Genomic DNA, 15,207 nt, shown 5'->3' with positions numbered 1-15,207 from the left:
GCGAGCCTCCGGATCCCATGGTCGTGTGTGCTTGCTCGATACTTCCGGCATGGGGACGCCCTACACTCCTGCCGCCATATTCCGCCGCACGCAAGCTGAGCGCCTGGATCAGGTGCTGTCATGGGAACGGTCGGACCAGGCGTTCTTCGCCGCCGGCGCATGCCATGTGCTCGCCTGGGTCGCCGTCGAGCGGTACGCCTCAGCCGGGTTCGGCGTCGTGGGATTACGTCAGCTCGGTGAGCCCTACGTCAGCCACGTGATCATCAGCAACGGCCGCTGGGCTTTCGACCATGATGGCTGGACGCCCCTGCCCGAACTGTTGCGGGCCACCGCGGAGTACGAACCAGACCCGGGCTGGGAGCTCCTGCCGATCACATCAACACTTGGACACTTCTGCGCCGCCCACAAGTCCCGGATGCCGGAGCAGTACGCCCACGACCCGCTGCCACGCGCCCGGAACTACCTGCAACAGCGGCCCCGCCCACCGGAGGTGGTGTGAACCCTGGACGCCTGCTTCCCCAACGACGGTCGGCGAGTCGGGGATCCTGCTGTCCGGTTCCAGCGGTCATCGCTAGTCGACGCGCATCAGAGAGGGCCCATGGACATCGGTTGGCCTGGTTGTCGGAACTCTCGTGACCTCGGCGGTGTCCGCGCCGTCGACGGCCGACGGATCCGGTCGGGTGCGCTACTGCGGTCAGACAGTCACGAGCGCCTGACGGCGGCAACGATTCGAGCGGTTCGGAGCAGTGGGATCGGCTGCCTGGTCGACCTGCGCTGGAGGTGGGAGTGCGACCAGGAGCCGAGCCCGTTCGCGGGCGACGCCTTCTACCGACACGTGCCGATGCTGAACGACGTGCGGGAGTATGTACCCCCACCGGACACCTACGCCCCGATGCTGGATCACAACCGCCAGCGGATCGGCGAGGCCTTCCGGACAGTCGCCGAGGCAGCACCAGGCGGTGTCGTCGTGCACTGCCAAGCCGGTAAGGATCGGACGGGCGTTCTCGTGGCGCTGTTGCTGCGCGTCGCTGGTGTCGCCCCTGACGCCATTGCCGAGGATTACGCGCTGACCGACGGCTGCTCGCCTCAGACGATGCTGAACACGCTGAACCACCTCGACAGCCACTACGGAGGAGCTGCGTCGTACCTGGTAGAGGCGGGCGTCTCAGCTGAGACGCTACGAGCAGCACGTAGCCGCCTACTTGAGTGACCACACCTCGCCTGGAGTCCGCCCGCGCCGACGCTCAGCGACCTAGATCGCTCGTCCCAGCCCTGAGCAGTGATGTCGAGTACCGCGAGGTGGTGCCGTGCGTCGGCCGTACGGGATTGGAGATTCCCCCCGCCAACCGCAAGCCGTCGTATGGCTGATCTTCAGGAGCATCCGGCCGGAGCGTCCGTCATCCATCGGTTTCACAGGCAGGGTCAGCCCGACCACTCGCAGACATCGATTTAGCCGCCTGGGCCGGCGCGGGTGCCGACAATGAGGAAATGACAGCGCAGAGGTACCTGAAGAGGCAACAACCCGTGACTCGTCGTCGTACTCCGCAGAGGCAACAAGCCGTGGCTCGTCGTCGTACTCCATGGCCACTGATGGCGGCGCTGGTTGCGGCGGGAGCAGCCGGAGCCGAGGCGGTACGGCGCCTCAAAGGCGCCAAGCGCACCGGACCCAGCGGCGCCGGGGCGACAGGTGACGTCAGCCAGGCTGGTCATGCCGGCGGTGCTGTCCGGCCCGTCGGTAGCCCCGAAGAAGCCACCCAGCGCTGGCCCCAGGGAAGGTGAAGCAGGGGCTGTCTGAGCATTGCGGCAAGCAGCCAGACCCGTCCGACTCACCGCACTCCGCACAGCTGAAGGCGTAGTCCGAGGAGTGGATGGGGACTTTGCACCCGTCGGGTCCACCCCGGCGACGAGGTCCAGCGGCGCGTCGCGCGACGCGTACGGCCCGAACGCGACCGTCGTCGGCGCGCCGGGTGGCTGCCCGCGAGGCCTGGGTGAACTCGTCGGCGATCTCCGGCCAGCGATCGGCGTGCTCGGGCAGCAGCATTCGGAAATCGCATTAGCGAAGATCATGGAATCTCCCGTTGAGGGCAGTGATGCAGGTCGGGTCGCGGAATCAACGTGCCCCCTCCGACGTCGAACCGGAAACCTCCCGATCTTCAATCGGGCGCTCTACCACCTGAGATTGAAGGGCATGGTGTGTGAGGTGTGCCGCCTGCCCCGCTTGCTCGCGGGGCGGTGACCAGCCGCCCGCCAGGTGGTCAGCCTGACGGTTGCTCTGCAAGTAGGCCGCGGGTCGGGCGGAACCGTCGACTACGGATCACGCTGGAGACCTACGTCCACTGGCTGCCGAAGAAGGACCGCCGCGCGGCGTCGTCGGCCAGCTCCTACGCCAGGCCGCCGACAAGCGGCCCAGCGCCGCCGCTAGCCAAGATCACAGCTAGTTTGTGCCCTGGCTGTGTCCGATGATCTTTTCCCGGCGTTTTCGCAGTTCAGAGGCGGTAGATGGTGGGCCGCCAGGGACTCGAACCCTGAACCTATGGATTGCCGGCGAGCGGGTCGGATCGGGTGCGCTACGAGGTCATCCGGGCTGCTGGCATGGCTCTCGGCGAGGTTTGGCACGGTTGCTGTACTTCGCTGCTGTACTGCTGGCGTCAAACGAGGCGCTGGATGCGGACCTTCGGGTGCTCGTGTCCCAGGTGGCACTGCTTGTGCTGGCGGACCTGCTCGTCCCAGACCTCCTGGTCGTAGTCCGGGCCCGGCGGGATCCACTTGTGGGAGCCGTCGCTGTAGTGGAACTTCTCGTCCCCGGGTCGCAGGATGCTCATCGAGTCCAGCCGAGGAACCGCTGGTGTAGGTGTCCGGCGGGGACGTGAGCCAAGTCCTGGGCAGCGTTGACGAGCTGGGCGGCCAAGTAGAGAGCGAGTGAAATAGGAGCTCGGTCGTACTCCGCTCGCAGCTCTCGACGGCGAGTGTGGCAGGGCCAGTCGGCACCGCAGCCACCGCAGGTCCAGGCCGGCGTGATCGGGAGGTGGGTCGTCACTTCGGCTATCCCCGCTCGACCGGCGGCTCCGATGACGGAGCGGGTTGCCAGCCGTCCTCTGACGGCCAGTGACCTCGGTTTATCGGGATTCGGTGCCTCGTATGGCAGGGCAACTCGCTCCCGCATCGGCAGATCTTTCGCCATCGCTGCCATGGCCAGACCGGCCGGTGCCGCCTGACCAGGGTTAGCGCGACGGCCACCAAGTACTCCTCGTACGACACGCGAGGCACCAGGTCTCCCCTCGGGCGTTTGTCGATCTCACGGGCGGGCGGAGTCGATCGCTGGCTGTTGTCCCAGCTCATGTCACCGTAACGACGTAGGACTGTAGATACAATAAATAAGATGTAGAACTGTTGGACACGTAGCGTCACATTCGTGATCGACCCCAGCGCAGATCGCGCCGTGTTCCGGCAGCTCGCAGACCTTCTGCGAGACCGGATCACGTCTGGCGATCTCGCCCCTGGGGCCTCGCTGCCCAGCGAGCTGCGGTTGGCTCAGGAGTACGGACTGAGCCGGACGAGCGTCCGACAGGCTGTAGCGCTACTCCGGTCGGAAGGGCTCGTGATCGTGGAACCACCGCGCGGAACGTTCGTCCGCGCCGACGAGCCAACCGAAACGGTGACCCTCCTCAAGGGCGATACCGCCACCGCGCGTATGCCCACCCCCGCCGAACGGCGCGAACTGGAGATCGGCGAAGGCATCCCAGTCATCGTGATCTTCCGCGCCGACGGCTCGCGCGAGGTGTACGCCGCCGTCCGCATCCGCGTCGGCCGCTGAGCCTGTCGCAACCGTCGACGAACCCCGTCGGGGGGAGCCTGATCGCGATTGTCAGCCAGCGCCAACAGGCGTCGTCCTACGCGCTCACGCTCGTCGGCGTTATCGCTCCTTTCCGCCCGCATCGCCGCGTGGTGCGCTCTTTGCTGACTCATTGCTGACTCCGCCTGGCGACGGCTGGCCCGTGCGTCCCTGCTTCTGGTCTTGGTCCCGATCGTCACGGAGGTCCTGAACCTATGGGTTGCCGGCGAGGCGGTCGCTCTTTGGACGCCTCGGGCTAGTCGAGGTCGACCGGCCGCAGGGTGGTGCGCGTAGCGATGTAAATGAATGGGCCGGGTTGCTCCAGTAAGGCCTCCATACGCCGTCACTGGCACATGACGATCTCCAACTGCTCGAACGTGCCGCGGGCATGCTCCGTCGAGAGTGCCACCATTCGCGCGTTGTTGTCGCGTACGGCCGCCAGTTCCCTGCGGTGCGCCCGAATCTGACCGTCCCGGGTGAGGATGAGCCACCCCCGCTGCGACACGACTGGAATCCAGTCGAGGTCCTTAGCCCCCGGACTGTTGACTGGACAAGCCGGCCGCGCCCGCCGCTTGATGATCGCACCCGGGTCGCCTGGATAAGTCACGTCGGCGCGCAGGTCGGCGAGGACGCGCGCCAGCCCTTTCACCTGGACCTGATCACGCCATCTCAAACACGCTCTAAGTGGGCGTTTTAATCTTGTCTGCATGTGATTGACGGCATTCGGCCCGCCGATGCCGAGGTTAGCAGCGCGGTCGACTCATGGCTATGGACACCATTTGCCCCGGCTGATGCCGCATCGATATGCCAGCTTCGTTCCGCAGAACGTGTCTGGTTCAGGAAAGCTCTCGTATCGTCGGACTCCAGGTGCGATCCACCGCGCCTCGTCCACAGTAGACCTACGGCATGGCCGAGCGACCCGCCTACCCCTCTGACCTGTCCGACGCCCGCTGGGCGCTGATCGCGCCACGGCTGACCGCCTGGCGCCAGGCCCGCACCGACGCCGGCGTCGGCGGACGTATCGCCACCCACGACCTGCGGGAAATCTTCAACGCCATCCTCTACGTCAACCGCACCGGCATCGCCTGGCGCTACCTGCCGCATGACTTCCCGCCCTGGCAGACCGTCTACGGCTACTTCACCGCCTGGACCGGCGACGGCATCTTCACCCAGCTCAACTACGACCTCACCGCACTGGCCCGCGCCAGGGCCGGACGCACCACGCAACCGTCGGCCTGCGTCATCGACACCCAGAGCGTGAAGACCTCCACCAACGCATCTGCCGCCACGCAGGGCATCGACGCCGGCAAGAAGATCGTCGGACGCAAACGCGGCATCGTCACCGACACCCTCGGCCTGCTCCTCGCCGTCATCGTCACCGCCGCCAGCGCCAGCGCCAGCGACAACACCATCGGTATCGACCTGCTGGAACAGGCCAAAGCCACCCACCCAGCCCTCACCAAAACCTGGGTCGACGCCGGCTTCAAGAACAAGGTCATCGAACACGGCGCCACCCTCGGCATCGACGTCGAGGTCGTCGCCAAAGACCCACACGTCAAAGGGTTCTCCGTGGTCAAACGCCGTTGGGTCGTCGAACGAACCCTGGGCTGGATCATGCTCCACCGGCGCTTGGCCCGCGACTACGAAGCCCTGCCCGGGAACTCCGCCAACATGATCCGCATCGCCATGATCGACAACCTCGCCAGACGACTCACCAATGAAACCACCCCAACCTGGCGAGACACCTAAAAGCGCATCACTCACAAATTACGTGAATCAGACGCCCTCTAAGACGACGTTCGTGTCGTCAGGGCCATAATGACGCACCACGCCGACCTGCTCGCCGGAGAGCTGGACTGCGAGGATGAGATGGACGCACTTCGGGTCTGTGGTTATCCGCCACCGTCCCCCTGGTGCCCGGGGGGTGGTGAAGTCGGCGGTGCCGCTCCACGAAGGTGATGCTCATCCTGATAACGCTCGAACTAGGAGAAATTTGTGGCAACTAAGCGTCCCCTGGGGAGACCCCCGGTGTCGTCGCGCCAGGACGTGGAAGCGGTCGCCGTCGAGCTCTTCTTGGCGCGTGGTTTCGAACAGACCACCGTCGATGACATTGCCGCCGCCGCCGGAATCGGTCGATCCACCTTCTTCCGCTACTTCCCGGCGAAGGCCGACGTTCTCTGGCTGCCCTTCGACCATCATCTCGACCGTCTGCCTGCCACCCTTGCCGAGCGCCCACTCGCGGAGCCCCTGACGACGGCGATCATTCACGGGGTCATGCAGGCGATGCGGGAGAGCGGCGACCCGCGCGGCGTGTGGCTTCGCAGGTTCGTCGCGCAAGAGGAGCAGGCCCTCCAGGAGCAGGAGTCGGTGCGCTGGTCTCGCTGGGCGGCCGTGGTGGCCGGCTTTGCCGCCAAGCGGCTTCCCGGGGCGCGGGGTGAGCTCGCGGCCGCCATGTTGGGCGCGGCAACCCAGGCGCTGATTCGTTCCATGCTGCGCCGTAGGGCCGGACGGGACACGCGCACCGAGACCGTCCTGGACGAAATCGAGCGTGAGCTGCATGCGCTGCTCGGCCCTCTCCAGGCGTGGCTGGACCAGATCGGGAGCTAAGTCCTTGTTTTGGGACTGAGTTCCGATTTGTTTTGGGACTGAGTCCCGATACTATCGGTGGGAGACGACTCTTCACCACATGGGTGAGGCCGCATAGCGCGAAGGAGCGTTTCTCATGGGTCATGAGGATGCGTTCGACTACATCGTTGTCGGTGCCGGTGCTGCTGGCTCGGTGCTGGCGAACCGGCTGACGGCGAACCCGACCGTGTCGGTCCTGCTGCTCGAGTACGGCGGACGGGACCTGAACCCCATGCTGTACGTCCCGAAGGGCTTCTACTTCACGCTGAACGGCGATCGCTACACGTACCACTATCCGACGAAGCCCTTCAAGTCGGACGGGACAGGCGAGCCCTGGACCCGTGGGAAGGTCATGGGCGGCTCCACAACCGTCAACGGCATGATGTACACGCGCGGGTTCAAGGACGACTACGACGAGCTCGTCAAGCTGGGTAACCCGGGCTGGGGATGGGACGAGATCCTGCCCATCTATCTCCAGATGGAGGACCACCAGCTCGGCGCATCCCCCATGCGCGGCGCCGGCGGACCGTACGGTGTCTCGCTGCCCGAGGCCGACGAGGCCGCCAAGCTCGTGCTGGAGTCGGCCCGGTCCATCGGACTGAAGGTCGTCGCGGACACCAACGCCGAATCCGGCGAACGGATCGGCATGACCCCGTCGAGCATCAAGAACGGGGTGCGCGTCTCGGCTGCCAGCGCCTTCCTCCGCCCGATCCGCCACCGCGCCAACCTGACCGTGCTGGACCGCACCCGAGTCGGCCAGCTGCTCTTCGACGGCAACCGTGTCGTCGGCGTGCGCGCACGGAGACGCGGCCGGCAGGTCGAGTTCCGGGCGCGCCGCGAGGTGCTGGTCTCGGCCGGCACCGTCGAAAGCACCATGCTGCTCGAGCGGTCCGGCATCGGCCGCGGAGACGTTCTCTCCCGGGCCGGCGTCGCGCTCCGCGTCGAAAGCCCCAACGTGGGCGAGCGGGTCATCGAGCAGCGCGGTGCGACCATGCAGGTCAAGTTCAAGCGACCCGTCGGGATGACCGAGCACCTCAACACCCTGCCGAAGCAGGGCTGGGAAGGCCTCAAGTACCTGCTGACCCGACGCGGCGCCATTGCGGACGCCGGTTACAACATCCTTGCAGGGATCGCGTCATCACCCGCGCACGCCGACCACACCGACATCCAGGGCCTGTTCGTTCCACTGGCGCTCGACGCCACCAGCTTCGACTCGGTCAAGCTAGCCAAGCACTCCGGGGTGATGTTCCTGGGCTACGGCATCAAGCCCACCACGACGAGCTGCATCCACATCACCTCTGCCGACCCCGATGCGCTCCCTGAGATCGATGCGCATTACCTCGAGACCGAGGGGGACCAGAGGGTGGCCTCGGCCCTGCTCGACAAGGCTCGCGAGGTGTTTGCGGCACCGCCGATCGCCGACCTCATCCAGGAAGAGGAATACCCGGGACCGGCCGTGTCAACGCACGAGCAGGTGCTCGCCTATGCGAAGGAGCCCGGCGCGACGATCTATCACGCCGTCGGAGCGAACGGGATGGGCCCCAACGACGACGACGTGATCGATTCCCGGCTGCGCGTGCGCGGAGTGTCCGGCCTGCGGGTCATCGACGCCTCATCCCTGCCGATCCAGGTCTCCGGCAACACCGCCGCACCGACGATGGCGCTCGCCTGGCGCGGTGCGGACTTGATCGCCGAGGACGACTCCTGATGCACGCGTGGGATTAACTAGCCGGTTGCCATCCCGATGCTCCTATGGAGATCAAGTGGTCAGGGCGGTGAAGTCGGCGACCAGGGCGGTGTAGACGTCGCGGACGATGTAGCGCTTGAGGCAGCGCAGGATCTCCTGCTTGCTGAGGCCTTCGGTGATGCGGCGGTGGACGTAGGCGCGTGTGCGCTGGTCGTAGCGCATGCGGCAGAGGGCGATGGTGTGTGGGGCGTGGTTGGCGCCGCGGTCGCCTCCTCGGTGCAGGCGGTGGCGGCGCACCCGTCCGGAGCTCGCGGGGATGGGTGCTGCTCTGCAGAGGTGGGCCAGGGCGGCTTCGGAGTGCAGCCGGCCGGGGTTGTCGCCGGCGGTGGTGAGCAGCTGGGCGGCGACATCGGGGCCGACACCGAACAGGGCCGTGGTGCGGGGCGCCGCTTTCCGGACGATGGGTGCCACCTGCCGGTCGAGGGTGGTGATCTCGTGGGTGAGGGCGGTGACTCGGCGGGCGAGCCCGACCAAGGCTGCGGCGGTGGCGTGCTCCGGCTCGTGATGTCTGGCCGGGTCGTAGGCCAGCGCAGCGCACCGGCTGACCAGCACAGCAGCGTTGACCCTGGTCAGGTGGGCCCGCAAGGGCTCGGGGGCGGCGGCGACCAGGCCGCGCATCTGATTCAAGGCGGCGGTGCGGGCCTTGACCGCTCCTCGGCGAGCGACCCTCAAGGCGCGGATCGCCTCGACCGGCCCGGTGCGGGTCTTCGGCGTGCCCTTCGCGGTGCCAGCAAGGGTGGCCCGGGCGGCGGCGACAGCGTCGATTGGATCAGACTTTCCCTGGGCGCGGCGGGCGCGGCGGTCCGGCCGGTCCACCTCCACGACAGCGATCTTTTTGCTGGTCAGATAGCGGGCCAGGCCGGCGCCGTAGCTGCCGGTGCCCTCCACGCCCACGGCAGTTACCCGCCCGAAGGAGCGCATCCAGGCCAGCAGATCCGCGTAGCCGGCGGTGGTCGCGGGGAACTCGGCGTCGGCCAGGAGCCCGCCGGTGCTGTCGATAACGGCGGCGTGGTGCGTGTCGCGGTGGGTGTCGACACCACCGATGAGAGATCGCTTCTTGGCTGCCATGCTGGTGAGGTCCGCCTTTCTCGTCTACGTCGAGAACACGTGGACACGTCACCGGTCAGGCGATGCGGACAACACAGTGGTGGGCGCCTCTCGCACAGGCTCCTATCAGGTCACGACGCCTGACCGGCGACATGCAGCTGCCGGGGCCACCGAGCTAGCCGACGAATCGGGATGAGGACAGCAACCGTCGGTCTGCCGGTGAGTCAGACCAACCCGGCGACCCACCCCACCATCCTCACTGTCTGCCGTCGACCCGCCCACAGGGGGAGCGGGCCGCCGCCCGGCCCGCCACGTCAAGACGGCCTTGACAGCTCGTACGGACGCTGGCGGGTCGGGCGGTGGTCTGCTCGGCTTGCCCGGGTCGACGGTGGGCGGGATGGCTCCCCACCGCAACCACCCAGGACCGCAAGCCGCCGACGGACCCACGGCCATCCTGGAGCCGGAGCGCCCCCGCCGGAGGCGCAGTAACCGCAACCCAGCCACCCGCCCGGCGGCCGCCGGAGGACCCGGCGTGCCCTCCCCTACGCCGCGCGGGCTCGTGGCCGCGCGGCCCGGCCGGCTGCCGGCCCACCACCCCACCGGGAAACGGCCTGTCGTCATCCGGCGGCCCATCGGGCTACCCGCCCTCCGCGCCAGCCGCCGGGCGTGTTGCGTGGCCGGAGTCGGAGCGACAGCGGAGCGACGGACGCGCGCCCTGGCGGCGGCGCGTGCGGCCCGTTCAGGGCTGCCTTGATAGACGTACAGAAAGTTCTCCCACTCAGGCCGGCAGTCGGCTGTCCGGTCGCGGGACCTGCGTGACAGATCGGTACAGGACCTGCGTGACATCGCCCGACCGTTCAGGCGGTCTCCCAGGCCGCAGTCACGCACGCCTCCTCGAACTGCCACCAGCCCTCTGCCTCGCCTTCGACCAAGACCGCCTTAAGCCGCGGGAAGTCCGCGTCGGCCGGCACGTTGAGGGCGACGAGCGGAAGGTCCTCGCTGAACGACTCGCCACCGAGGCCGAAGGGCGCAAGACGGTCGTGCACGGCCTGGGCGCTTCGCCCGAGCGGACCGCTGGGGACCGGGAGCACCCGCACGGTGCAGTTGCCGGACGCCTCGACCCGCCCGGTCGCCCAGCGAACCCCGTCAGGGTCCGTCATGAAGCGCACCACATCGCCCTCAGCCACTCCGTCCTGAAGGAACGGCACGTTGCTGACGCGAGCGACGTCAGGCCCGACCTCGACGGCCCACAGACCCTCCGTGTCGTAGGGGAGCCACCCCTCACGCGGCACGAACCTGAACCAGATCTTGACGTACTGGGCTCCGTCAGGCCGCTGCCTATCCAGCGCAGTTGAAGTCATGACCGACATGATCGCCCAACGGCGCTCTAGCCGGACGTGTCACCAACGTCCTGAGACTGATCATCACGGAGCTCCTGAAACCCGACACGGCCGGCAGTCGGCGGCCCCGCCCCCGCCCGAGGGATCACGGCGGGTTGACGTGTCGGTACCCGGTGCTACTCTGACGCTCGTCGAGCACGCCAGCACGGCCTTCCTGCCGGATCGCTGGACTCGACGTCGGAGATGCTGAGCGGCCTTTCTGCCGCCGATGCGGGCCACGTCTCGCCGGCTCTCGATCGCACCGGCCACTATGCCGGTCCCCGAATCCGCTGATCGGCCCAGCACGGTCTTCCCTGCCGTCCACGACGGCCCGGATTCGCACACCTCCACGGGTGGGGCAGCCTGCGGCCACCGCCGGATGCCGACATCCCAGGCTCCCCACCCGTGCCGGCCCCAATTGCCAAGTCCACGAGCGTGAAAGGCATGACCCATCGGCGGGAAGTGGCAAGACCACCATTCCGCCCTCCGGCGTCAGCCGCCCTCTCGGCGGTGCCAGGAGACACGACGAACACCACCAGCGGACAGGCGTCCATGGCTGGTGGTGCTTCGTCTCCGTCCCTGCCACCCCCTGATGAGGAGACAATCGTGTCCACCCCGCTCACCATCTACCGCCCCGGTCTCGCCGTCGGCCGTGACGCCCAGGTCCTGCACCGCGCCGCCTCGCCGGAGTTCTCCGGCTGGCTGGAGCACACCCGCCCCGCCGGCGCTGTGCTCGCCCGATCCGCCTCACCGGCACCATCGCCGCCGTCGACCGGAGCACCGGCCGCATCACAGGCCGGCTGCACACCGACGAGCTGCCCGACCGCGCGCTCTACAAGGCGTGCCGCAACCGCCGCGAATCGGTGTGCCCGGACTGCGCGTGGGTCTACCAGGGCGACGCCTACCAAGTCGTCTGTCGCGGTCTGACCGGCGGCAAGGGCGTCCCCGCCTCGGTTGGCCGGCACCCGGTCGTCTTCGCCACCTTCACCGCTCCGCCCTTCGGCCCGGTCCATCACCGGTACGTCTCCCGCCACACCTGCGGCAGCCGGCAGCGCTGCGACTGCCGACCGGCCCCCTGCCGCGCCCGCAGTACCGCCGGCACCTGCTCGCACGGGCAGCCCGCGGTGTGCTTCGCCCGTCACGACGCCAACGATCCGCGGCTCGGGCGGCCGTTGTGCCTGGACTGCTACGCCCACGGCCACCAGGTCGTGTGGAACTACTTCTCCGGCGAGCTGTGGCGGCGCACCAAGCAGGCCATCGAACGTCACCTCGCCGCACTCTGCCGCAAGCGCGGCATCCCGCTCGTCCGGGTCGTCACGGCCTCGGGCAAGGTCCGCTGGGTGCCGCCCGTGCGGGTGTCCCACGGCAAGGTCGCCGAGATGCAACGCCGGGCAGCGGTGCACTTCCACGTCCTGCTGCGCCTCGACGGCGTCGATCCGGACGACCCGGACGCGCTCGTGCCACCGCCGGCCGGCATCACCGTCGACGACCTGGAGGAAGCGGTCGATGTCGCCGCCTCGCGAATCACCGTCACCACTCCCCCGCACCCCGACCGGCCGCAAGGTTGGCTAATCGCCCGGGGCGAGCAGATCGACGCCGGGGCGCATCAACACCGCTGGTGGTGAGCTGACCGACGGCAAGGTGGCCGCCTACCTCGCCAAGTACGCCACCAAGGCCACCGAAGCCACGGGCCACTCTTTCGCCCGGCTCACCCCGGCCACGGTCGACGACTACGCCGATCCCGAAGGCGACCACCTCGCCCGCCTCATCGACGCCTGCTGGCACCTCGGCCGCCCCACCCCCACCGACACCAGCAGCGGCGCCGCAACCGCCGACGACCGTCAAGCCAGCATTGACGCCAAACCCAACATCTACGGCGGCTTGCGCCGCTGGGCGCACATGCTCGGCTTCGGCGGCCACTTCCTCACCAAAGCCCGCCGCTACTCCGTCACCTTCGCCCTGCTCCGAGATACCCGCGCCACCTACCGCCGGACCGAAGACGACGAACCTGCCGACACCATCATCGTCGGCACCCTCACCTACCTCGGGGCTGGCTGGCTTACCGAAGGTGACGCCCTGCTCGCCAACACCGCCGCACGGCAGCGATGTGAGAGCAGACGCATCGGCCGGGAAGAACTCGCCCACGAAGCCTGGCTCACCGGGGCCGCCGCATGAACCAGGATCTCCGCCCGCGCTGGTACTCACCCGCCGAGGTCGCCGTCCTGCTCGGCTTCGGCATCTCCAAGGTCAAGATGAAGATCGCCGCCGGCGAGCTGCGCTCCATCAAGGACGGCAAGTACCGCCGCATCCTCCCGAGTGGGTCGACGACTACATCCGCGAACAGGTCGAGCGTCAGGAGGCCGCCTGATGCCCGGACGTGCACGCGCCAACGGCGAGGGGTCGGTCTTCCCGTACCGGAACGGCTTCGCCGCGTACGTCTGGGTCGAGAAGCCCGACGGCAAGCGGGGCCGGAAGTGGGTCTACGGCAAGACCCGCGAGGAGGTCCACGAAAAGTGGATCAAGTTGCACGGGCAGGCGAAGGCCGGCCCTGTGGCGACCCGCTCCCCGACGGTAGGGGAGTACGCCGGCTACTGGTTGCGCGAGATCGTTAAGCCGAACCTCGCCCCGCGCAGCTACGTCACCTACGAGGTGGTGGTCCGGCCCTACCTCGTGTCGGGGCTCGGCCGGAAGCGCCTCGACAAGCTCCGGGTCAGCGACGTCCAGACCTGGATCAACGAGGTCGGGCGGACCTGCCAGTGCTGCGCCCAGGGCAAGGACGAGCGACGCAAGCCGGCCCAGCGTCGCTGCTGTGCCCTTGGCCGCTGCTGCCGAGATCTGCCCTCGGCAACCACCGTCACCCACCTCCGGACGGTGCTCCGGACGCTGTTGTCCCAGGCGATCACCGAAGGGCTGATCAGCCGCAACGTCGCGTCCCTGGTGAAGCTGCCACCGGTACGGAAACGCAAGCGGAAGGCGTGGACGAGCGACGAGGCACGGCGCTTTCTGGAGTCGGCCCGCGCCGACGACCCGCTTTACGCCGCGTACGCCCTGGTCCTGGTGCTCGGCCTGCGCAAGGGCGAGATGTTGGGGCTGACCTGGGCCGACGTCGACCTCGACGCGGGGGAGCTGACCATCGATCGGCAGCTCCAGCGGGTCGGTGCCGAACTGCTGCACCGGGAGACGAAGACGGCCGCCTCGGACGCCACCCTGCCGCTGCCGGACATCTGCGCCGTGGCCCTCAGCGGTCGCCGTGTCGCGCAGGCCGCTGCCCGGGATGCCGCCGGCCCCGCCTGGCAGCCGTCGGACCTCATTTTGACCACCCGCTACGGCCGGCCGGTCGAGCCACGCAACGTCAACCGCTTCTGGGACCGGCGTTGCGACGTGGCTGGAGTCCGACGCATCACGGTGCGAGACGCCCGGCGGACTTGCGCCTCGCTCCTGGCGGATCTGGACGTGCACCCTCGGGTGGCGATGCAGATCCTTCGGCACGCACAGTTCGCCATCACGATGGAGATCTACACGGTGGTCTCATCGGCGGCCACCCGCGAAGCGCTCAAGCGGCTCGGCAAGGCGCTCGACCGGTGAGCCGTGATTCGTTCACGTCATCAAGTCTGTAGGCGGCTACTGCTGTACTTCGCTGCTGTACCGGCCCCGATCGCGGCAAAAGCGACCCCGATCGGGGCCGCTGACCTGCGGGAGAGTGGGCCGCCAGGGACTCGAACCCTGAACCTATGGATTAAAAGTGCGCAGAACGAGACAAAAGGCACCGACTCATGTCAGTGATCGGTTCGCGTCCTGCTGTCCGGAGTCGGGGCACGTCGTCCGGCCGCATTTGCGCTGGTCCGCGCCGTGCCTGCCTCGCGTGACGTCGCGATAGGTGGCCGGCGGGGGTGCGAATCCAGGAACCGTGCCGTGAGTCCATCCGGCATCGGAACATCCGAGCACCCCCTGGAGCACCCATTATCCCGGCGCGGCCTGCTCGTTGGCCTTCACCTTTGCCGGTTCGGGGGAAGGCTGGACGGTCCACTGCCCGACGAGTAGATCCCGCTCTCATCGACCAAGAAACCGCACCATGGTGTCACGGAGAAGCCGGTCCGGGTCGCGAGGCCGAAGGTCAGGGTCGGAGAACGGGGGACCGGCAACGAGCTCAGCCAAAACAGAGGCCAGCCGCTTCCGCTCCGCTTGTAGGCCCGACCACGCCGTGTCAGGTAGTTGCAGCACGTTGGAAAGCAGGTCGCCGGGGTAGTAGTCGCCCTTAGCCAACGGATCGTGGAGCAGGACTTGTACCGCACGAGGCAGCAAGGCGGGCACTCCAATTTCTTGCCCGAGCATGATGCGCAGATCTTCGACCGTGAGCTCAACCAATGGCTTACGTCGCAGGTCGGTACAGCGCCTGGCGAGGGAGGTGGCGTTCGGACCGGGATCGGGCGAAATCTCCCGCTCAAGCTGCTCGATCGTCGTCACGGCGGTCAGGGTAGCGCTGCACCGCGATCCTGGGGTGTGGGTTCCGTGCTGGCGGGCCAGTAGCCGTTGCGCGCACCAGGCTCGAGATGTGATTTGGCCGGCCGCCGCTCGCA

13 protein-coding genes, 1 tRNA gene and 2 pseudogenes are annotated in these 15,207 nt (G+C 67.9%); 9 read left to right on the top strand and 7 right to left on the bottom strand.

Translation table 11 applies throughout. The annotated features are described in order from the left end of the window. Positions 1-49: 49 nt before the first annotated feature. On the top strand, positions 50-499 hold the full coding sequence (locus GA0074696_RS01430; RefSeq protein WP_088964290.1) for a hypothetical protein: 450 nt from the start codon (positions 50-52) through the stop codon (positions 497-499). 99 nt (positions 500-598) lie between these two features. After that, positions 599-1,210, top strand: coding sequence for a tyrosine-protein phosphatase (locus tag GA0074696_RS01425; protein WP_088959417.1), 612 nt, complete (start codon positions 599-601; stop codon positions 1,208-1,210). Positions 1,211-2,116: 906 nt separating this feature from the next. On the opposite strand, the gene GA0074696_RS01420 is transcribed toward GA0074696_RS01425, so the two are convergent. From GA0074696_RS01420 to GA0074696_RS32390, 3 genes are all read right to left on the bottom strand, one after another. After that, a tRNA-Phe gene (locus GA0074696_RS01420) sits at positions 2,117-2,188 on the bottom strand. 460 nt (positions 2,189-2,648) lie between these two features. After that, complete coding sequence (locus GA0074696_RS31080; RefSeq protein WP_172894124.1) at positions 2,649-2,822, bottom strand: hypothetical protein; 174 nt, start codon at positions 2,820-2,822, stop codon at positions 2,649-2,651. Beyond that, positions 2,819-3,037: a flavin reductase gene (locus GA0074696_RS32390; protein WP_088959416.1), complete on the bottom strand. Its 219-nt coding sequence runs from the start codon at positions 3,035-3,037 to the stop codon at positions 2,819-2,821. Before GA0074696_RS32390 ends, GA0074696_RS31080 begins: the two co-directional genes overlap by 4 nt. Positions 3,038-3,412: 375 nt before the next feature. Between GA0074696_RS32390 and GA0074696_RS01405 the strand changes: the two genes are divergently transcribed. Next, positions 3,413-3,814: a GntR family transcriptional regulator gene (locus GA0074696_RS01405; RefSeq protein WP_088959414.1), complete on the top strand. Its 402-nt coding sequence runs from the start codon at positions 3,413-3,415 to the stop codon at positions 3,812-3,814. A 361-nt stretch (positions 3,815-4,175) separates the two neighbouring features. Here the strand turns inward: GA0074696_RS01405 and GA0074696_RS30615 are convergent, their stop codons facing one another. After that, positions 4,176-4,481: a PIN-like domain-containing protein gene (locus tag GA0074696_RS30615; protein WP_157745754.1), complete on the bottom strand. Its 306-nt coding sequence runs from the start codon at positions 4,479-4,481 to the stop codon at positions 4,176-4,178. A gap of 257 nt (positions 4,482-4,738) precedes the next feature. Between GA0074696_RS30615 and GA0074696_RS01400 the strand changes: the two genes are divergently transcribed. The 3 genes from GA0074696_RS01400 (at position 4,739) to GA0074696_RS01390 (ending at position 8,165) form a co-directional block, all read left to right on the top strand. Continuing rightward, entirely contained in the window at positions 4,739-5,581 is an 843-nt protein-coding gene (locus tag GA0074696_RS01400; protein WP_157745753.1) for an IS5 family transposase, read from the top strand. A 279-nt stretch (positions 5,582-5,860) separates the two neighbouring features. Further along, positions 5,861-6,439 (top strand): TetR family transcriptional regulator, encoded by a 579-nt coding sequence (locus tag GA0074696_RS01395; protein ID WP_172894122.1) that lies wholly within the window; start codon positions 5,861-5,863, stop codon positions 6,437-6,439. A gap of 115 nt (positions 6,440-6,554) precedes the next feature. After that, positions 6,555-8,165 (top strand): GMC family oxidoreductase, encoded by a 1,611-nt coding sequence (locus GA0074696_RS01390; RefSeq protein WP_088959412.1) that lies wholly within the window; start codon positions 6,555-6,557, stop codon positions 8,163-8,165. A 51-nt stretch (positions 8,166-8,216) separates the two neighbouring features. Here GA0074696_RS01390 and GA0074696_RS01385 read toward each other — a convergent pair whose 3' ends face one another. Next, positions 8,217-9,272, bottom strand: coding sequence for an IS110 family RNA-guided transposase (locus GA0074696_RS01385; protein ID WP_088959411.1), 1,056 nt, complete (start codon positions 9,270-9,272; stop codon positions 8,217-8,219). An 836-nt stretch (positions 9,273-10,108) separates the two neighbouring features. Beyond that, positions 10,109-10,612, bottom strand: coding sequence for a DUF4265 domain-containing protein (locus GA0074696_RS01380; RefSeq protein WP_088964289.1), 504 nt, complete (start codon positions 10,610-10,612; stop codon positions 10,109-10,111). A gap of 624 nt (positions 10,613-11,236) precedes the next feature. Between GA0074696_RS01380 and GA0074696_RS01375 the strand changes: the two are divergent. The 3 genes and pseudogenes from GA0074696_RS01375 to GA0074696_RS01365 all read left to right on the top strand — a co-directional run bounded on the left by GA0074696_RS01375 (position 11,237) and on the right by GA0074696_RS01365 (position 14,215). Next, positions 11,237-12,805 (top strand): annotated as a pseudogene (locus GA0074696_RS01375) (replication initiator). Further along, positions 12,802-12,998 (top strand): annotated as a pseudogene (locus GA0074696_RS31585) (excisionase family DNA-binding protein). The pseudogenes GA0074696_RS01375 and GA0074696_RS31585 overlap by 4 nt, the downstream one beginning before the upstream one ends. After that, positions 12,998-14,215: a tyrosine-type recombinase/integrase gene (locus tag GA0074696_RS01365; RefSeq protein ID WP_088959410.1), complete on the top strand. Its 1,218-nt coding sequence runs from the start codon at positions 12,998-13,000 to the stop codon at positions 14,213-14,215. Before GA0074696_RS31585 ends, GA0074696_RS01365 begins: the two are co-directional and overlap by 1 nt. A 465-nt stretch (positions 14,216-14,680) precedes the next feature. Here the strand turns inward: GA0074696_RS01365 and GA0074696_RS01360 are convergent, their stop codons facing one another. Beyond that, entirely contained in the window at positions 14,681-15,094 is a 414-nt protein-coding gene (locus tag GA0074696_RS01360; protein WP_172894120.1) for a contact-dependent growth inhibition system immunity protein, read from the bottom strand. Positions 15,095-15,207: the final 113 nt, after the last annotated feature.

The organism is Micromonospora purpureochromogenes, assembly GCF_900091515.1.
Taxonomy (GTDB): Bacteria; Actinomycetota; Actinomycetes; order Mycobacteriales; family Micromonosporaceae; genus Micromonospora; species Micromonospora purpureochromogenes.
The sequence above is the reverse complement of the archived record's forward strand: the minus strand, read 5'-3'. Positions and strand labels throughout refer to the sequence as shown.